Origin of the sequence: Mycobacterium sp. GA-1841 (assembly GCF_001954135.1) — a bacterium.
Lineage (GTDB): Bacteria > Actinomycetota > Actinomycetes > Mycobacteriales > Mycobacteriaceae > Mycobacterium.
This window is the reverse complement of the sequence record NZ_MBEQ01000004.1, coordinates 19,807-37,491: the sequence shown is the minus strand read 5'-3', so window position 1 is coordinate 37,491 and position 17,685 is coordinate 19,807. Positions and strand designations below refer to the sequence as shown.

Here is a 17,685-nt window from a genome sequence, read left to right as displayed (position 1 = left end):
TCGGTGGGCCATACTGGGCGTATGCGATCCATCTGGAAGGGTTCGATCGCCTTCGGCCTGGTGAACGTGCCGGTCAAGGTCTACAGCGCGACCGAGGACCACGACATCAAGTTCCATCAGGTCCATGCCAAGGACAACGGGCGCATCCGCTACAAGCGGGTCTGTGAGGTGTGCGGCGAGGTCGTCGAGTTTCGCGACATCAACAAGGCCTTCGAATCCGATGATGGTCAGATGGTGGTGATCACCGACGAGGACATCGCCACGCTGCCCGAGGAACGCAGCCGGGAGATCGAGGTCGTCGAGTTCATTCCGGCCGATCAGCTCGACCCCCTGATGTACGACAAGAGCTATTTTCTGGAGCCGGACTCCAAATCGTCGAAGTCCTACGTGCTGCTGGCCAAGACCCTCGCCGAGACGGAGCGGGTGGCGATCGTGCACTTCTCGTTGCGCAACAAGACGCGGCTGGCCGCGTTGCGGGTCAAGGACTTCAGCAAGCGCAACGTGATGGTGATCCACACGCTGCTGTGGCCCGACGAGATCCGCGATCCGGATTTCCCGGTGCTCGACAAGGAAGTCGACGTCAAACCGGCCGAGTTGAAGATGGCCGGCCAGGTGGTCGAGTCGATGACCGACGACTTCAAGCCGGACCAGTTCCGCGATGACTATCAAGAACAACTCCACGAGCTGGTGCAGGCCAAACTCGAAGGCGGAGAAGCATTTGCGGTGGAAGAGCAGCCCACCGAACTCGACGAGACCGAGGACGTGTCTGACCTGCTGGCCAAACTCGAGGCCAGTGTGAAGGCCCGGGGTGGCGGCAAAGAGCCGGAAGAGAAAGAACCCGCGAAGAAGGCCGCTGCCAAGAAGACACCGGCCAAGAAGGCCCCGGCGAAGAAATCGGCGGCAAAGAAGGCTCCGGCCAAGAAGGCCGCCGCCAAGAAGTAGCTCAGCGGCGGCAGTCGAGGTCCACGTACACCGTCGTGTACTGCAGGTTCTGTCCCGGGTTGAACGACGTGATACCCGCTGCGCCCACCGGCACCTGCGGTCCGGTGACCGAACGTCCTTGACGGACGGCGCTCACGGCGCAGTCGTCGATGGCCTTGGTGCCCACCTTGCTCAATATCACCCTAAACCCCTGGCTTTCGAGGTCACTGATGGTTTGACGCGCCTCTGACTCAGTGGGCGCGGCACCAGTCGGCGCAACTGACACCGCCAGCCCACACAGCGCGGCACCGGCGACACACAATCCCTGAACGTTACGTTTCACTGAATTCTGCCCGTCCTTTCGGTTTCGGCGAGGTGGGCTAAACCGTAAACTGCCGAATTCCGTTGCCGGACAGACTCATACCGAATCCATACGGGGTAATACGGAGCCAATACCGCCGAAACACGGCGTTAACATAAGGGCGGGAGAACGCGCTACACCGGCACGTCGACGCGCAAGACCTCGTGTTCGTCGAGCAGGCGCCGCAACGCAGCGTCCATCGGATGCGCGGATTCCAGATCATGGCTACACCGACGGTCGACCGCGACCGCCGTGCCGGGGCGCAAGGCGGTGTGCTCGATCTGGTCGACGAGCGCGTCGAACATCGGTTGCGGAGTGGCCAGGTAGTAGTGGCCGTGCCGGGCATCGGCGAACCGCGCGCCGTACATCAGGCCGCATTGGGTGAAGACGAACAGCTCCGAGGCGGCGTGGCCGGCGTGCCCCAACTCTTCTTCGCCCCACACCTCGGCGGCCAGACGCGCCTGGGCCAACCGGTCCTGCACGTCGTCGGTACAGGCCAACAGGCGATGCACGAGAGGCGCCGCCGTCAGCGGGTAGCAATCGACCGCGGGCCGGAAATACCGCGCGAAGGTCTCGCCGAAGAAGTCATATCGCTGCTGGGTCATCACGACTCCCCACCTTGAACCGACCCTTTTATTGTGCGCCCGTCACGGCTGCCGCGCAGAGGCTTTCCGGGACCCCAGATCAACTAGAACATGTTTCAGAATTGTCCGCCTAGACCGTCTAAGTACTGCTACGGTGGCGCCCAACAAGGGAACGGAGTGTAGGTGATTCTGGACAGATTTCGACTCGACGACAACGTTGCGATCGTCACCGGGGCCGGCCGCGGGCTGGGCGCGGCCACCGCGCTCGCGTTCGCCGAGGCCGGCGCCGACGTGCTCATCGCCGCCCGCACCGAGACCCAGCTCGAAGAGGTCGCGCGCCAGATCGCCGAGACCGGTAGGCGGGCACACATCGTCGTCGCCGACCTGGCCCACCCCGAGGCCACCGCCGAACTCGCGGCCGCAGCGGTGGACGCCTTCGGGAAACTCGACATCGTCGTCAACAACGTCGGCGGCACCATGCCCGCCCCGCTGCTGAACACCTCCACCAAGGATCTGCGCGATGCGTTCACGTTCAACGTGTCGACCGCGCACGCCCTGACGTGCGCAGCGGTTCCGCTGATGCTCGAGCACTCCGGCGGCGGCAGCATCCTCAACATCACCTCCACGGTGGGGCGGCTGGCCGGCCGGGGATTCGCCGCCTACGGCACCGCCAAGGCCGCGCTGGCGCACTACACCCGGCTGTCCGCGTTGGACCTGTCGCCCCGCATCCGCGTCAACGCCATCGCGCCCGGCTCGATCCTCACCTCGGCGCTCGACATCGTCGCCTCCAACGACGCATTGCGCGAGCCGATGGAGAAGGCCACACCGCTACGCCGGCTCGGCGACCCGAGCGACATCGCCGCCGCCGCGGTGTACCTGTCCTCCCCCGCGGGCAGTTACCTGACCGGCAAGGTGCTCGAGGTCGACGGCGGCCTGAACATGCCCAATCTCGACCTGCCCATTCCCGACCTCTGAGGAGAACTGTGACCATCCGTGTAGCGGCGATCGGTACCGGCAACGTCGGCCGGCATGCCCTGGCCCAGCTCGTCAACAACTCGGACTACGAACTCACCGGCGTGTGGGTGTCCTCTTCGGCCAAGGCCGGCAAAGATGCCGGAGAACTTGCCGGACTTGACGTTTCGACGGGCATCCAGGCCACCGACGACCTGGACGCGATCCTGGCCGACAAGCCGGACTGTGTGGTCTACACCGCGCTGGCCGACAACCGGCTGCCCGACGCGCTCGAGGATTACCGCCGCATCCTGGCCGCCGGGGTCAATGTGGTGGCCAGCTCCGCGGTGTTCTTGCAATACCCCTGGCAGGTGCTGCCCGCCGAGCTGATCGAGCCCATCGAGACCGCGGCGCAGCAGGGTGGGGTGAGTCTGTTCGTCAACGGCATCGACCCGGGTTTCGCCAATGACCTGCTGCCCCTTGCCCTGGCCGGCACCTGCCAGCAGATCGAGCAGATCCGCTGCATGGAGATCGTCGACTACGCGACGTACAACAGCCCGGCGGTGATGTTCGATGTGATGGGGTTCGGCAAGCCGATCGACGAAACGCCGATGTTGCTGCAACCGGGCGTGCTGAGTTTGGCCTGGGGTTCGGTGGTGCGTCAGCTCGCCGCGGGCCTGGGCGTCGAACTCGACGAGGTCACCGAGGAGCACACCCGGGTACCGGCCCCGGAGGACTTCGACATCGCCGCCGGGCACATCACGGCCGGGACCACGGCCGCGCTGCGGTTCGAGGTGCGCGGCATGCGCGACGGCAAACCGGCCGTGGTGCTGGAGCACGTGACGCGTCTGCGCGACGACCTGTGTCCGGACTGGCCACAGCCCGCCCAGGAAGGCGGCTCGTATCGCGTGGTGGTGACGGGTGAACCGTCCTACACGCTGGACCTGTGTCTGAGCAGCCCCAATGGCGACCACAACCATGCCGGTCTGGTGGCGACGGCGGCGCGGGTGGTCAACGCCATCCCGGCGGTCGTGGCCGCCGAGCCCGGCATCCGGACCACGCTCGATCTGCCTCTGATCACCGGCCGCGGGCTTTACGCCGGATAGGCCGAACCACGCCGTGCCGACATAGACTGACTCCGACGATCGGAGCAGTCATGGTCAACGTGCGTCGTTGTCTGGCGGTGGTGCTGAGCGCGCCGTGGTGGGCGATGGCGATCACGCCGATCGCCGCCGCCGCGCCGACCTGCACCGACCTCGCGCCGCTCACCACACAGTGCCAGACCGGCGGCAGCACGCAGATCGTCACCTCACCGCCCGCGATGGATTACGTTCCGTGGTACGGAAACGACATCTTCGGTTCGGGAGGCGTACCCATCGGATGACGAAAATCGTTGTAGGCGCGGCAATCTTGGCCGCCACCGCCGGTTTGGCGCTCGCGCCGTCGGCGTCGGCCGATCCGGAGTGCACGGATGTCGGCGGCGCGACACGGTGCTCGAACCCCGGCAATGTGCAGATCAACGCCACGCCCAGACAGACCGGGCCCGCTCTCCCGTATGGCTGCGATCCGGCGTATGCCGCGCTCTGTTACGACGGCATCCCCGGCATCGCGATCGACATCGGCGGCGGAGACCACCACGGCGGTGGCGGCGGTGGCGGTGGCGGCCGACACCCCCGCCGCTGACGTTCGGCAAGGTTTCGGCTACCCTAACTTTTCTATTCGCATACCCGGATAGAAAGCTGGGCCGTTGTTGGACATGAAGACGCGCACGTCGTCGAGCTGGCTGCTGCTCGGACCGGCCTTCGTCGCCGCGATCGCCTATGTCGACCCCGGCAACGTCGCTGCCAATGTCAGCGCCGGCGCACAGTTCGGCTATCTGCTGGTCTGGGTGATCGTGGTGGCCAACGTCATGGCCGGCTTGGTGCAATACCTCTCGGCCAAGCTGGGCCTGGTGACCGGCCGCTCACTGCCGGAAGCCGTCGCCGACCACACCCGCAGCCCGACCCGGATCGCCTACTGGCTGCAGGCCGAATTGGTCGCCATGGCAACCGATCTCGCCGAAGTGGTGGGCGGGGCGATCGCCCTGCACCTGCTGTTCGACCTGCCGCTGCTGTGGGGCGGCGTGATCACCGGAGTGGTGTCCCTGATCCTGCTGGGTGTGCAGAACCGCCGCGGCCAGCGGATGTTCGAGCACGTGATCTCCGGCCTGCTGATGGTCATCGCGATCGGGTTCCTGACCAGTCTCTTCGTCGAGACGCCACCGCCGGGCGAGGTGGCGGCCGGCCTGATTCCCCGCTTCGAGGGCGCCGAGAGCCTGCTGCTGGCCACTGCGATGCTGGGCGCCACCGTGATGCCGCACGCCGTTTACCTGCACTCAGGTCTGGCCCGTGACCGGCACGGCCATCCCGAACCGGGCCCACGCCGTCGGCTGCTGCTGAAGGTGACGCGGTACGACGTCGGGCTGGCGATGCTGGTGGCCGGCGCGGTGAACCTGGCCATGCTGCTCGTCGCGGCCACCAACCTGCAGGGTCGTGACAACACCGATTCCATCGAGGGTGCGCACGCCGCTGTCCGCGACACCCTCGGGCCGACGGTGGCCCTGCTGTTCGCCATCGGCCTGCTGGCCTCGGGACTGGCGTCCACCTCCGTCGGCGCCTACGCCGGGGCGATGATCATGCAGGGCCTGCTGCGGCGGACCTACCCATTGCTGCTGCGCCGGTTGGTCACCCTGATTCCCGCCCTGGTCGTCCTGGCCATCGGCGTCGATCCCAGCCGAGCCCTGGTGCTGTCCCAGGTCGTGCTCTCGTTCGGCATACCGCTGGCCCTGATCCCGCTGGTGCGGCTGACCAGCAACGCAGCCCTGATGGGCGGTGACGTCAACCATCGGGTCACCACGGCACTCGGGTGGGCAGTGGCCGGGTTGATCAGCGTGCTCAACGTGGTGCTGATCTATCTGACCGTCACAGGTTGAGCCCACTGACCGTCGCCGACGCCAATTCGCTCATCACATCGTCGATTTCGCCCCGGCGCCGCCAGGCCCGACGCTGACGCATCGCACCGTTGCCCTCGGTGACGATGCGGTCGAGCTCCCCGGTCACCATGTCGTAGTCGCCCAATGTTTCCAGCGCCGGTCGCACCGTCTCGACGTAGCGGCCCAGCAGGTCCCGGATCGGCAGCACCGACGGCTCGCCCAGCAGATAGAGGCCCTCACCGTCCAGCCCGTCATGAGCGGCCTTCCACTGTGCAGCGCGGATCTCGTAATCGCCCACCCGCGCCGGTACTTCACCTTCGTCGTGGGCACGCACCGCCGTCATCACCCCGGCCCGGATCAGAGTCGCCAGCAGCACTGTCTCGGCCACCGTGGCCGGCACATCGGAGACGCGCACCTCCACGGTGGGAAAGTTGGCCGACGGGCGGACGTCCCAATAGATCATCCCGTCGTCCATTGCCGCGCCGGACCGCTCCATCATGGCGACGATCGCGTCGTAGTGGGCGGCCGAATCGAAGTGCGGTGGTGGTCCTGCGCTCGGCCACCGCGACCACAGCACACTACGGAAACTGGCGTGGCCGCTGTCGGCGTTGCGGTAGATCGCGGAGTTGGCGGTCAACGCCAGAAAGGTGGGCAGCCACGGCCGCAGCCAGTTGCTCACATAGATGGCATGTCGCCGGCCGGGCACCGCGACATGCACGTGGCAACCGCAGATGCCCTGTTCATGGGCGATCATGCCGAAGCGCTCGGCGATTCGGCGGTAGCGCGCCGTCGGAGTGACCGGGAATGTGTGCGGCACGGTCGGTGGCAGACCCGCCGCCAACAACTGTGTCCCGTTGGCGGCAGCGGCTTCGGTGGCCACGCGGCGCAGCCTGATCAGCTCGGAGCGCAACGCACTGCTGGTGTCCATCACCTCGGTGGCGGTCTCCACCTGGCAGCTGGTCAGCTCCAGTTGCAGCTCCACCCCGTGCTCGGCGGCAGTGGCAGCAACCTGCTTGTTGCGGGCGATCGGTTCGCCGCCCTGCGGGTCCACGAGAAGGAACTCCTCCTCCACACCCACCGTCGGATGACTCGTCACGGCTGAGAATTGCCCACCGCAGGTACTCCCAAACGTCAGGTGAGGGTGCCTAAGATCGGGTGATGCCCAAGGACTTCCGCTTCGGTGTCAGCTTGCGCACCGCCGAATCCCAATCGCAGATCACCGAGGCCGCGCGCCGCGCCGAAGATCTCGGCTTCGACGTGCTCAACGTGCCCGACCATCTCGGTGCCCCCGCACCGTTCCCGACACTCACCGCGGTCGCCGCGGCGACGAGCACGTTGCGAGTCGGAACCTTTGTGCTCAACGCCTGCTTCTACAAGCCCGCACTGCTGGCCCGCGACGCCACCGCGCTGCGCGATCTGTCCGGCGGCCGGTTCGACCTGGGCCTCGGAGCCGGTTATGTGCGCGAAGAATTCGAGGCTGCCGAACTACCGTTCCCGAGCGCGCGCGAGCGCATCGGCTACCTGCGGCACACCACCGAATACCTGCACGAGCACGCCCCCGACATCCCGATCCTCATCGCCGGTAACGGGGACCGGCTGCTGACGGTGGCCGCCGCCACGGCCGACATCATCGGTCTCACCGGCGGTGACCACGTCGCCGGAGATCCACTGGCAGAGCGAATCACGTTCCTGCGCAACGCCGCCGGCGACCGATTCGACCAGATCGAACTCAACATCGCCGTCACCGCGATGCCCGCACCCGGCAGCGAGATGCCCAACCTGAAGATGCCCAGGCATTATCTGCCGGGGCTGAGCGACGAAGAGTTACTGCGACATCCCGGGGTGTTGTCCGGGTCGGTGAGTGCCATCGCCGATCATCTGCGTGGGCTACGTGAGCACTACGGCATCAGCTACATCATCGTGCAGGCCACCCACGCCGACGCCTTCGGAAAGGTGATCGCGGAGCTTCGCTGAGCACCACGCGTCGCTTCAGCCGGGCGCTGCGCAGAATCTGGATCGCCATGTTGGTCGAGGTGAGCATCGGGAACACACCGAGAAACGTTCGCTCCGACGGGGTGTGGCCATGCAGCTGCTCGAGGCTGCCGAACACGTAGAAGCACCCGATACAGAACAGGGTGGCCGGAACCGCGAGCGCCATGACGCTGCCACGGTCGGAGAGAACCTCTTGGGCCAGGCGCAATTCGTCGTCGGTGAGCACCTCACGCCGGCGTACTTTGCGCAGTGTTGCCGGCAGGGTGCCGATGCCGAGTTCCGATACGACGTGACGGTGTCCCATCATTCGTCTGGTGAACACGAAGGCCACCGCGGCGCACACCCAGATCAGTGCGAAGGAGATGATCGACAGGATGCCGAACAGGGTTGAGGTCGTCATGTCACACCGCCTGCCGCTGCGGTGACGGCCGGTGCCGCAACGGGCGCTGGCGGATGAACGTCGGCCACCAGAACCATGGTCCGAGAAAGCGCAACAGACACGGCACGACGAACGAACGCACGATCAACGTGTCGAGCAGCAGCCCGATACACACCGTCGAACCGACCTGACCGATGGTGCGCAGATCGCTGATCAACATCGCCAGCATCGTGAACGCGAACACCAGGCCCGCCGATGTCACCACGCCACCGGTACTCCCGAGCGCGCGGATCAGCCCGGTGTTCAACCCGGCGCCTGACTCCTCCTTGACCCGTGAGATCAGCAGCAGGTTGTAGTCCGAACCCACCGCGACCAGGATGATGAAGGTCAGCGGCAGCACCAGCCAATGCAGGTGAAGTCCGATCAAGTGCTGCCACACCAGGATGGACAGTCCGAACGCACCGGCATAGGAGAAGGCCACCGTGCCGGGAATCACCATGGCCGCCACCAGGCTTCGGGTCAGATACAGCATGATCAGGAAGATCAGCACGAAGGCGGCGATCGCCACGATGAGCAAATCGGACGCGGCGTAGGCCTTGATGTCCTTGTTGTTCGACCCCGCGCCGCCGATGTAGATCTTGGAGCCGGCCAGCGAGGTTTCCTTGAGCGCCGCCTTGATCGCGTCGGGGAACTGTTCGACGTGGTCGATTCCTTCGGGTCCCATGGCATTGCCGTCATGCGTGACGATGAACCGGGCGGCCTTGCCGTCCGGCGACATCATCAGCTGCATGCCGGTCTTGACGTCCTCGTTGTCGAATGCCTCCCTGGGGATGTAGAAGAAGTCGTCGCTGCGGGATTGGTCGAAGTCGTTGCCCACGTTGATCAGGTCGTAGTACGTCTGGTCGGTCTGTGTGGCTTGCAGATGCGCCGGCCCATAGTTGTTGGTGATGACACCCAGCAGTGCCCTGCTGTCGGACATCATCCGCTCCAGCTGCGAGATCATCTCCGGCAACAGCCGATCGATCGCCTCGAACGACGTGACGGCATCAGCGATCTGCGCATCGAGGCTGTCGATACCGTCGAGCGAGTCGAACAGCGACCGCATCGCCCAACAGGCCGGGATGTCGAAACAGTGTGGCTCCCAGTAGAAGTAGTTCTTCAGCGGACGCAGGAAGTCGTCGAGGTTCGAGATCCCGGCGTTCATGTCATCGGTGACCTGTTTCAGGTTCTCCAAGGTGAGTACCGTCGAATGCAGTTCGTCGGCCATCTGCTGTGTCAGCCCGATCACCTTCTGCAGCACTTCGACCGAACGTGCCTGGATCTCGGCCTGCCTGTCGGTGTTCTCGTTCTGCTGCTCGGTGAACGGCAACTGCTGGCCGCTGCCGCTGCCCTGAGTGGTGAACAGATACGGAATGGTGGCGTGCTCCAACGGCCGGCCCAGCGGCCTGGTGATGCTCTGCACCATCGCGACACCCGGCAGCCGGATCAGGCTCTTGGCCACCCGGTCCAGTGAGATGAAATCTGCGGAATTGCGCATGTCGTGATCGCTCTCGATCATCAGCATCTCGCTGAACAACTTGCTCTGCGAGAAGTGCCGATCGGAGGCCTCGAAGCCGAGATTGGCCGCGGCATCGGAAGGTTGGTAGGCCCGATCGTCGTAGCTGACCCGGTAGGTCGGCACGAAAACCGCGCCGATCATCACGATGGCGGCGCTCGCCGCGAACACGGGCTTCGGCCACCGCACCACACTCGTGGCGATCCGCCGGTACAGATGCCCCTTGGTGACGCGCTTCGGATCGAACAGGCCGAACAAACTGCCCAACGTGAGCAGCGACGGCGCCAGCGTCAACGCGGCAGCGATGGTGAACAGCATGCTGATGGCGACTGCCGGCCCCATGGTGTGGAAGTAGTCCAACCGGGCCAGGCTCAGGCAGTAACACGCGCCGGCGATGGTCAGCCCCGAGCCGATGATGATGGGGGCGACGCTGCGATAGGCGGTGTAGTACGCATCTTCACGACTCTCACCGGCCTGTCTGGCCTCCTGGTAACGCCCCAACAGGAAGATGCCGTAATCCGTTCCGGCGCCCAGCGTCAGGGCCACGACGATGTTCACCGCGAACGAGGACAACGGGATGATGCCGAAGTGCCCCAACGTCGCGATGACGCCTTTGGCGACCAGCATTTCGATCAGCACGCTGACGAGCGGCACCAGCAGGTTGGGGACCGAGCGGTAGACCACCAGCAGCATGATCACGATGAGGATGATCGTCAGGATCGTGATGTTGTTGAGGCTGGAGTTGGCGATGGTCAGCGTGTCCGCCGCCAGCGGCGCCGCCCCGCTCACGTACACCTTGAGTCCCGGGGGCGGGGTGTCGTCGGCGATGACGTCCCGCACCGCGTTGACCGACTCGTTGGCCTGGAGCTGCCCGATGTTTCCGGCGAGCCGCAACAGCACGAAAGTCGCTTTACCGTCCACGCTTTGGGCACCAGCGGCCGTGATGGGCTTGCCCCACAGATCCATCACGTACTGGACATGTTCGGGATCCTTCTTGAGCCGGTTCATCAGATCGTCGTAGTACCGGTGATCACCGTCGTCGAGCGGCCGGTCGGCCTCGAACACCAGCATGGTCAGGCTGGTGGAGGTGGACTCCTGGAACTTCTCCCCGATCCGCAACATCGCGACCTGTGACGGCGCGTAGCTCGGGATCATCGACCCGGCGAGTTCCTCGGCGACCCGTTCGACCTGCGGGATGAATGTGTTCGTCGCGACGGCCAGAAGCGCCCAGAACACGATGATCGGCACCGCCAGGACGCGCACGGACCGCGCGACGAACGGCCGGCTCGCCCGATGCGTGCTCATGCGGACTTGACCCGGCAGGTGACGTCAGCCTCGGCGTGGGTGGACGACTGTTCATTGCGCACAACGTCATTCACCAGCATCCGGCACCCGACTTCTCCCCCGTTGACTTGTACGGAGATGCTCCCGGAGACCACTGTCAGCGTCGTCGTCTCGGTGTGCGTCCAGGGCAGCTCGGAGAGTTCGACGGCGTGCGGATGCCCGTCGATGTCGACATAGCTGAGCATCCCGCCCTCACCGATCGAGCCGAAAACCTCATAGGTCAGCCGTTTGGGCGTGAATTGCTCGGGTGCCTGCGCGGCGAGGACCGTCGGCACCGGTCCCGGCTCGGACATCTGGTGCACCTTCCACACTCCGAGCCCACCCACGCCGAGGGCGATGATGGTGACCAGCGGCAGCCATCCTCGATTCAGGATGGCCAGGCTTCGTGGTCTGCGTCTGACTCTGTGGGGTTCTCGATCGCCACGCCCGCTTGCGGGTTGCTCGCCGATCATGACGGAAATATATATCCCATACAGGAATCATTCCTCAAGGCCGCGCAGCGCTTCGACTCAGATTCACAGCAGGTTGACAGGTGCGTTGCACCCGGTATTAGCGATGTAAATAAGTGGAATTCACGCTTGTTACGGCGACATCCGTGGGCCTCCACCGAGACAACTAGCAGCCCTCGGTGGACGGCTTTACTTCCCGTTAGTGATATAAATGAGCAGTGACCGGCTCCCCTACCGACAGCGGCGTGGAAGCTGTTTCGGCATTGCTCGTGGCGAGCGCCGACCTGATGTGGCGACACCTGGCCGACCGCAACGGGTTGAGCGCGAGCGCGACGCTGGTTCTGGTTCGGCTCCACCGCGAGGGCCCGATGCGGGTCACCGCGCTCGCCGAGGCGGAAGGGGCGAGCCAGTCGGGCATGACGCAGCTGGTGCAACGTCTGGAAAGCCAAGGGCTGCTTGAGCGTTGTAGCGATCCCGACGATGGACGGGCCTGCCTGGTCAAGGTGAGCGAGGGCGGCCACCGCCTGTGGGAGGAGCGTGCCGTCGTACGCAAGGAACGCATCACCGCCCTGCTGGCCGGGTTGCCCGAGGATGACCAGACCACGTTGTGGCTCGCTGCTCAAGTCGCAACACGACTGGTCGATCAGCTGCGGGAAATCGCCGACAACACCGATGCCTAGCGTCATACGTCGACGATCGCTCCGGCTACCGATGCGGCGAACCCTGGAAGATCCGTAGTCGGTGTCTACACCGGTGTACCTTGGCGCAATGTCCATGGAAGGCTCGGTCACCGTGCGGATGGCCGCACCAGCGGACCGCATCTGGAACCTCATCGCCGACGTCCGCAACACCGGAAAGTTTTCGCCTGAGGTGATGGAAGCCGAATGGCTCGGCGGAGCCACCGGGCCCGCCCTCGGCGCGCGGTTCCGCGGGCACGTCAAACGCAACGAGATCGGACCCGTCTACTGGACGGCGTGCAAGGTGACGGCCTGCGAACCGGGCCGCGAGTTCGGCTTTGCGGTCTTCGTCGGCGACCGGGTCGTGAACAACTGGCACTACCGGTTGGAGCCGGCCGGCACCGAGACCGACGTCACCGAGTCGTTCCGGATGACACCGGGACCCTTCACCACTCTGTTCTCATTGCTCGGCGGCCAATTGCGCACCCGCCGCAACGTGCGCGACATGCGCAAGACCCTCGAACGGATCAAGGCCGTGGTGGAGAGCGACGAGCAATAGCGGCAAACCCCGCCTTCCTGTGCCTCCCTGTGCGTCAGCTATGGGTTGATGAGAATGCCGGCGTCGACCGGTGCGCCCGGCGGGAATAAATAAAATTTAGGTGCACTTAGCAGTTGTGGTAGTCATTAGATACCGGGCTGGACGAGCCTGCCCCGGGACATCTGAATCCGCGCGGTCGGGAGCGGCGCGAGCACGGCCATCTGGCCGTAGTTGAGGAGGGCGACGTGACGATCCTCGGGCCCCGACCGGTCCTCGAGAGCGTTGTGGAACCTGTCGAACCCCTGCCGAGACGACGACGTAGGTTCGTGCCCCGCTCACGCCGAGGCAAGGCCGCCGTCGCGGCCGCAATGGTCTGCGTGCTCGTCGTCGGCGTGCTCGGCGCCGCCTATCAGACCGCACCCGGCGGCACGCTCTGGGGCGTGACGCGGACCGTGTTTCCCGGTCACGCTCAAGCCGTCGCCTTGACCACGGTGGTCGCCGATCTCAAGAAGGCGCAGGACATCCTCGGCAGTGGGCAGCAGCCCACAGCCGATCAACTGACCGACGCCCGCACCGCGCTGAACCAGGCGAAGCAGGACCTGGACTACCTCGCACCGTCGCCTGAGCGGACCAGTCTTCAAAATCTCTATCTTCAACTGACACAACAACTTCTGCAGTACACGCCCGATTCGGTGTTCCAACTGGCGCCGCTGCCCGCCCCGCCTGGCCCGCCTGCGGCGCCGCAGGCCGCCGACCCGGCCGTCCCGCAGCAGGACACTGTGGCACTGACCAGCGCGACCGCGCCGACGTGGGGATATGGCGCGTCGGACGATTACGCCCCGGCGCCGCCCGGGGTTCCGGATGCTCCGATGGCCGACTGGCCGCAGCCCGTCGACCCGCCGGTGACGCCGAACCTGTCAAACCTGGGTTACTACGACCCGTCCTGGGGTCAGCTTTACGGCTACAACCCCGGCGGTTGGTACAACTACGACCTCGGTGGCTACAACCAGTACGGTTACGACTTCATCGGCTACGACCGGTGGGGATATGACCGTTGGGGTTATGACCGGTGGGGCTACGATCGCTGGGGCTACAACTGGGCAGGTTATAACTGGGCGGGCTACGACCGCTACGGCTGGGATCGCAACGGCCGCAACGAATGGGGCCAACACCGCGACCGCCCGGGCGATCCGCGCAACCAGGGCTGGTACGACCGTCACCATCCGTATCGGCAGTATTACCTGTGGAAGTTCCGAAACCACAACCCGGTGTACCGCCGCACGCTGTGGGATCGGGCTCATGGATTCAACCCGCACCTCTACCAGGACTGGAACAGGAACCGCGACTGGCACAATCCGCGCAATCGCGACTGGGCGCCACCGCCCTTCCCCGTCCGCACGAAAATCGACATCCACATCTCTTCTCCGGTCGTGAACCTGAATGCCTCACTGACACAGTTCATCTCCAACGACAAGGCGACACGTACGTCCGGGCGCCTGATGAAAGATCTCGCCGACAAGTCCGCCCGGAACTTCGCCCGCGATCTGGCGCCACGGCCCAGTCCCGTCGACGGGTGGCAGCCGTCGTCGATGCTGGGGCAGCGCCCCGACGCCCCGAAGGAAAGCCGCCAGGCATCGCGTGATGCAACCGCATTCGCCGCGCCACCGGCATTGTCGGCGCCCGCACCGGTGGTACCGCCGTCGAAGGTGTCCCCCACATTCAGCGCACCCAAGATTTCGCCGGTGCCTGCCTATACGCCGCCGACGCGCGACAAACCGCGTGGAAAACCGGATGCTGCACCGGCCCCGGAGGCAGACCTGGATGTTTCGTCGGAGCTCCCGGCGACCCCGCCGCGTGGCGATCGGCCGAACCCGGCTGCCGCCACGCCCGACCAGCCCGAACCGGCGAGCCCACCCAGCTCTGCGCCGGAGCACCCCCGCGAGGCCCCAGCGCCGCGCCAGACAGCTCCCGATCCGCAGGCGCCGGCGCCCGAAGTGCCTGCCGCCCCAGAGGCACCCAAGCAGCAGGAGCCTGCGCAACAGCGCAACGCACCGGAAGAGCCTCCGGTGCAGCGCGACCCTGCGCCCCAGGTCAAGGTCCCTGAGCCCGAGGCCCCAGCCTCCACGGCACCGGCCCCTGTTCGCGAGGCACCGGTGTGGCAGGAACCCGCGCCCGAGCCCCAGGCTCCGGCCCCCGCTCCGTCTCCCAAGGAAGAACCGGCCCCCACGTACCAGGCTCCCGAGCGGCAGGCTCGCGAGCGCCAAGCTCCCGAACGCCCGGCCCCGGTCTGGCAACCACCCGCTCAGCAAGCACCTCCACAAGAGGCGCCTGCGCGACAGCGACCAGCGCGGGAGGCGCCCGTACGACAGGAACCGCCGGCCCGCGAGGCGCCCGCCCCGCGGCAAGCACCTCATCAACGTTCGGAGCAGCCGCGGTCGGAGCCCGCGTCACCGAAGGGGCCGAAGTGTCCACCTCCGATGTGTTCGGGTCGCGGGTAGGCGAGGCCCGGTGATGGTCCACCACCGACACATCACGCGATGGCCCGATGCCACCGATTCGGCGCTCGGCGATTAGCATGAATCGTCCCTATGGGTTTTCCATACCTATTCGATAGGTCGCCCGCCCCCGGGGGACCTGGGCCGACAACCTCCAAAGTGTCAGCCAGCATGGCTCGTTCGGCCTCAACGTCCTTCACAACCGTCACGACCCGTACCACCGCCCGAAGCCGGTCGACGGCATCAGCCATTGTTCAAACCCAGGTGGGCTCGGTATGCACTCGCCCAACGGTGACCGAACGCTGTGCGGCCGGACCTGTCCGACGGCGCAGTGCGTTGGCGATCATTCGATGAGGTCGTCGACTGGAGGTCGTATGCCGCCGTTGGTGAAAGCAGGAAGCACGTCGGTGAAGACGGGCATTAGGTTATTCGGATCGCCATGCCAAGGGAGCTTCAGCAGTTGCCCGATGCTGCGGCGACCACCAAAGGAACGCAGGGCCTCAAAATCCGAGACGTTGAGTGCGACGTGACCGCGCACTGGGTCACCGAGTTGTACAGAACCGATGGTCGGAGTGCTCAACCACAGCGCCGGCAGTTGCGCTTGCCGGATGAATTGGTCTCCCATCGTTGTCACGAACCCCAGAGCCACCTGGCACGCGAGATCACCAACGCGAGAACCCGGCTCGCCAAGCGCGCCACGGATGTCATGCTCATGGGTCAGGGTGTCGAATACGAGCTGGCATACCCCAACATCCGATGCAAAAGCGAGGTTCGCTGCCACCTCGTCGAGCGACTGTCGCCACAGGTCGAGTAAGCCATCGACGCTGCGGGCGCCTAGCCGTGCGACCTGTGCGTCCGCCCACGGGCCACTGCCCTTATTTTCCAAATTCAGCGCAACGACGTCCTGGGCAACGCCAGCCAGGTGCGCCATCACCTGTTGGATGCTCCTGCCAGGACATGCCGGCACTGCCAGATCAGCGATCCCGGCGCGCCCGCGTACCAGCGCATCGACACGTTCGAAGATCAGCCGGTATGCCGCGCCCGCGTCGCTGATCGGCAGGAGCACAGGCGCATGGCCACGTTGCGCCCTGTCGTTGCCCTCTCCATTACGTGGGTCCATGCACAGCAACCCTACACAAAAAATAAGAAAAATAAGCGATATTTAAGGTAATAGTAAGGATCGATTTTGATGGTCCGGGCCCATTCACACGCACCCGCCGGGTCACCGACGCGCTTTTGCGGCTGATGGACTCCGGACAACCACCTCTGGTGTATGTGACCGATGGCCAATAATTCGATATCGACGACCGCCGAGATTTGCTGGCCGCCAACAACTTCGTGGACACGAGAGGACTTCCCTGAAACTGCCATCCTCCGACACCGCGTCCCCGATGGCGATCAGCACTCCGGAATGGACGTACGCCAGAGCCGGACTAGTCCACACGTACTGTGGATATATCCGCTGTGGGAAACACGGAAGAATGACTCTCATGGTCAGCGCCGCAGCTATCGGACAGGTGGTGTTACTCAACGGCGTCTCAAGCTCAGGTAAGTCCACGTTGGCTCGTCAGCTTCTCGCTGACTTCGACACACCGTGGTTTCACATGGGTGTGGACATGTTCGGGGCGATGCGCGCCGAAGCGCAGACTCACCATCTCGATGAAGCGAGTTTGACCGAGGTCCTGCGCCGCACCCGCGCCGGGTTCCACCGCGCAGTTCGCGCAATGGCATTGACAGGCAACAACATCGTGATGGATCACGTCCTGAGTGAGCCATGGCGGCTCGCTGATCTGCTGACCGTCATGGCAGACGTCGATGTCGTCTTTGTCGGCGTGCACTGTGATGCCGCAGTCCTGATCGAGCGAGAAGTCGCTCGTGGCGACCGCCCGGTCGGCACGGCTGCCGCCCAGATAGCGCCCACCCACAATCATGGTCTCTACGACGTTGAGGTGGACACCAGCGCCGACGACGTTCACGAATGCGCGGCGCGCATTCGTGAATATTTAGCGCACCATCCAGCCCCAGCTGTTCGAGCCTTTCACGCTCTGCGACGCAGGCGCCGGTAGGCAGCAATACCCACCACGTGGAACTCTCGCCACCAATTCTCAACCAGCAAACCAACAGCCTCATCGCGGTCTGTGCGATCAACGCGGTGGCCGCTTCATCGCCGTGCGCACGCTCGTCGTCGCCACGGTGGTCGGAGTGGCGATGTACCTGTAGCCCGCCAGGGCACCTGTGTCAGAACTTCGCAACCTCTGCGCGTCAGTGCGTAGTTGATGTCCGTAATGCGTTGACCGACAACGAATTCTGATCCGACCACATGGCTTTCGTGACGCACTCAATGACGTCGAGCACCACCGCACTCGGCAGTACCGGACGCAGACCGATGGCACGGTGGGGCGCTTCTACCGCGCAAGGCCGACGAATGGACTACGCCTACACCAGCCATGCGCAGTAGACCCGCGCGA

At 65.1% G+C, this 17,685-nt stretch carries 17 protein-coding genes and 1 pseudogene; 11 read left to right on the top strand and 7 right to left on the bottom strand.

Translation table 11 applies throughout. The features are described from left to right. Nucleotides 1-21: 21 nt before the first annotated feature. On the top strand, nt 22-942 hold the full coding sequence (locus A5740_RS00825) for a Ku protein (protein WP_076190694.1): 921 nt from the start codon (nt 22-24) through the stop codon (nt 940-942). A 1-nt stretch (nt 943) separates the two neighbouring features. Here the strand turns inward: A5740_RS00825 and A5740_RS28965 are convergent, their stop codons facing one another. Both A5740_RS28965 and A5740_RS00815 read right to left on the bottom strand, forming a co-directional pair. Continuing rightward, nucleotides 944-1,123 (bottom strand): hypothetical protein, encoded by a 180-nt coding sequence (locus A5740_RS28965; protein ID WP_254849038.1) that lies wholly within the window; start codon nt 1,121-1,123, stop codon nt 944-946. 293 nt (nt 1,124-1,416) lie between these two features. Beyond that, on the bottom strand, nt 1,417-1,887 hold the full coding sequence (locus tag A5740_RS00815; RefSeq protein WP_076190690.1) for a glucose-6-phosphate dehydrogenase: 471 nt from the start codon (nt 1,885-1,887) through the stop codon (nt 1,417-1,419). A gap of 162 nt (nt 1,888-2,049) precedes the next feature. Here A5740_RS00815 and A5740_RS00810 point away from each other — a divergent pair, with 162 nt between their 5' ends. From A5740_RS00810 to A5740_RS00790, 5 genes are all read left to right on the top strand, one after another. Further along, nucleotides 2,050-2,841 carry an SDR family oxidoreductase gene (locus A5740_RS00810; RefSeq protein ID WP_076190688.1) on the top strand — a complete coding sequence of 264 codons (792 nt, stop codon included), beginning with the start codon at nt 2,050-2,052 and terminating at the stop codon, nt 2,839-2,841. A gap of 8 nt (nt 2,842-2,849) precedes the next feature. Further along, on the top strand, nt 2,850-3,923 hold the full coding sequence (locus tag A5740_RS00805; RefSeq protein WP_076190687.1) for a Gfo/Idh/MocA family oxidoreductase: 1,074 nt from the start codon (nt 2,850-2,852) through the stop codon (nt 3,921-3,923). A 50-nt stretch (nt 3,924-3,973) separates the two neighbouring features. Further along, nucleotides 3,974-4,201, top strand: a complete 228-nt coding sequence (locus A5740_RS00800) for a hypothetical protein (protein WP_076190685.1) — start codon at nt 3,974-3,976, stop codon at nt 4,199-4,201. Beyond that, nucleotides 4,198-4,500, top strand: coding sequence for a hypothetical protein (locus tag A5740_RS00795; RefSeq protein ID WP_076190683.1), 303 nt, complete (start codon nt 4,198-4,200; stop codon nt 4,498-4,500). The genes A5740_RS00800 and A5740_RS00795 overlap by 4 nt, the downstream gene beginning before the upstream one ends. Before the next feature lie 73 nt (nt 4,501-4,573). After that, entirely contained in the window at nt 4,574-5,788 is a 1,215-nt protein-coding gene (locus A5740_RS00790) for an Nramp family divalent metal transporter (RefSeq protein ID WP_076190681.1), read from the top strand. On the opposite strand, the gene A5740_RS00785 is transcribed toward A5740_RS00790, so the two are convergent. Then, nucleotides 5,778-6,884 carry a glutamate--cysteine ligase gene (locus A5740_RS00785; protein ID WP_076190680.1) on the bottom strand — a complete coding sequence of 369 codons (1,107 nt, stop codon included), beginning with the start codon at nt 6,882-6,884 and terminating at the stop codon, nt 5,778-5,780. The genes A5740_RS00790 and A5740_RS00785 overlap by 11 nt on opposite strands. 62 nt (nt 6,885-6,946) lie before the next feature. Between A5740_RS00785 and A5740_RS00780 the strand changes: the two genes are divergently transcribed. Beyond that, on the top strand, nt 6,947-7,762 hold the full coding sequence (locus tag A5740_RS00780) for an LLM class F420-dependent oxidoreductase (RefSeq protein ID WP_076190678.1): 816 nt from the start codon (nt 6,947-6,949) through the stop codon (nt 7,760-7,762). On the opposite strand, the gene A5740_RS00775 is transcribed toward A5740_RS00780, so the two are convergent. Genes A5740_RS00775 through A5740_RS00765 form a run of 3 tightly spaced genes read right to left on the bottom strand, consistent with a single transcriptional unit; the run spans nt 7,704 to nt 11,510 of the window. After that, entirely contained in the window at nt 7,704-8,180 is a 477-nt protein-coding gene (locus A5740_RS00775) for a hypothetical protein (protein ID WP_076190677.1), read from the bottom strand. The genes A5740_RS00780 and A5740_RS00775 overlap by 59 nt on opposite strands. Nucleotide 8,181: 1 nt before the next feature. Next, a complete protein-coding gene (locus A5740_RS00770; RefSeq protein WP_175616125.1) occupies nt 8,182-11,019 on the bottom strand; it encodes an RND family transporter in 2,838 nt (945 codons plus the stop codon). Continuing rightward, nucleotides 11,016-11,510 (bottom strand): MmpS family transport accessory protein, encoded by a 495-nt coding sequence (locus A5740_RS00765; RefSeq protein ID WP_139334866.1) that lies wholly within the window; start codon nt 11,508-11,510, stop codon nt 11,016-11,018. The genes A5740_RS00770 and A5740_RS00765 overlap by 4 nt, the downstream gene beginning before the upstream one ends. 215 nt (nt 11,511-11,725) lie before the next feature. Here A5740_RS00765 and A5740_RS00760 point away from each other — a divergent pair, with 215 nt between their 5' ends. The 3 genes and pseudogenes from A5740_RS00760 to A5740_RS00750 all read left to right on the top strand — a co-directional run. Then, nucleotides 11,726-12,187, top strand: coding sequence for a MarR family winged helix-turn-helix transcriptional regulator (locus tag A5740_RS00760; RefSeq protein ID WP_076190672.1), 462 nt, complete (start codon nt 11,726-11,728; stop codon nt 12,185-12,187). A gap of 94 nt (nt 12,188-12,281) precedes the next feature. Further along, complete coding sequence (locus A5740_RS00755; protein ID WP_076190671.1) at nt 12,282-12,743, top strand: SRPBCC family protein; 462 nt, start codon at nt 12,282-12,284, stop codon at nt 12,741-12,743. A 224-nt stretch (nt 12,744-12,967) separates the two neighbouring features. Next, nucleotides 12,968-15,102 (top strand): annotated as a pseudogene (locus A5740_RS00750) (hypothetical protein); the annotation flags it as partial. 458 nt (nt 15,103-15,560) lie between these two features. Here A5740_RS00750 and A5740_RS00745 read toward each other — a convergent pair. Beyond that, nucleotides 15,561-16,337 carry a maleylpyruvate isomerase N-terminal domain-containing protein gene (locus A5740_RS00745; protein WP_139334865.1) on the bottom strand — a complete coding sequence of 259 codons (777 nt, stop codon included), beginning with the start codon at nt 16,335-16,337 and terminating at the stop codon, nt 15,561-15,563. A 370-nt stretch (nt 16,338-16,707) separates the two neighbouring features. Here A5740_RS00745 and A5740_RS00740 point away from each other — a divergent pair, with 370 nt between their 5' ends. Further along, nucleotides 16,708-17,283: a chloramphenicol phosphotransferase CPT family protein gene (locus tag A5740_RS00740; protein ID WP_076190748.1), complete on the top strand. Its 576-nt coding sequence runs from the start codon at nt 16,708-16,710 to the stop codon at nt 17,281-17,283. Nucleotides 17,284-17,685: the final 402 nt, after the last annotated feature.

What these genes read in the sequence shown, in the direction of transcription:
- A5740_RS00765 (WP_139334866.1), bottom strand. Translation starts at nt 11,510, where the DNA reads ATGATCGGCGAGCAACCCGCAAGCGGGCGTGGCGATCGAGAACCCCAC.
- A5740_RS00775 (WP_076190677.1), bottom strand. Translation starts at nt 8,180, where the DNA reads ATGACGACCTCAACCCTGTTCGGCATCCTGTCGATCATCTCCTTCGCA.
- A5740_RS00745 (WP_139334865.1), bottom strand. Translation starts at nt 16,337, where the DNA reads ATGGACCCACGTAATGGAGAGGGCAACGACAGGGCGCAACGTGGCCAT.
- A5740_RS00755 (WP_076190671.1), top strand. Translation starts at nt 12,282, where the DNA reads ATGGAAGGCTCGGTCACCGTGCGGATGGCCGCACCAGCGGACCGCATC.
- A5740_RS00740 (WP_076190748.1), top strand. Translation starts at nt 16,708, where the DNA reads ATGGTCAGCGCCGCAGCTATCGGACAGGTGGTGTTACTCAACGGCGTC.
- A5740_RS00780 (WP_076190678.1), top strand. Translation starts at nt 6,947, where the DNA reads ATGCCCAAGGACTTCCGCTTCGGTGTCAGCTTGCGCACCGCCGAATCC.
- A5740_RS00795 (WP_076190683.1), top strand. Translation starts at nt 4,198, where the DNA reads ATGACGAAAATCGTTGTAGGCGCGGCAATCTTGGCCGCCACCGCCGGT.
- A5740_RS00770 (WP_175616125.1), bottom strand. Translation starts at nt 11,019, where the DNA reads ATGAGCACGCATCGGGCGAGCCGGCCGTTCGTCGCGCGGTCCGTGCGC.
- A5740_RS00800 (WP_076190685.1), top strand. Translation starts at nt 3,974, where the DNA reads ATGGTCAACGTGCGTCGTTGTCTGGCGGTGGTGCTGAGCGCGCCGTGG.
- A5740_RS00815 (WP_076190690.1), bottom strand. Translation starts at nt 1,887, where the DNA reads ATGACCCAGCAGCGATATGACTTCTTCGGCGAGACCTTCGCGCGGTAT.
- A5740_RS00825 (WP_076190694.1), top strand. Translation starts at nt 22, where the DNA reads ATGCGATCCATCTGGAAGGGTTCGATCGCCTTCGGCCTGGTGAACGTG.
- A5740_RS00790 (WP_076190681.1), top strand. Translation starts at nt 4,574, where the DNA reads ATGAAGACGCGCACGTCGTCGAGCTGGCTGCTGCTCGGACCGGCCTTC.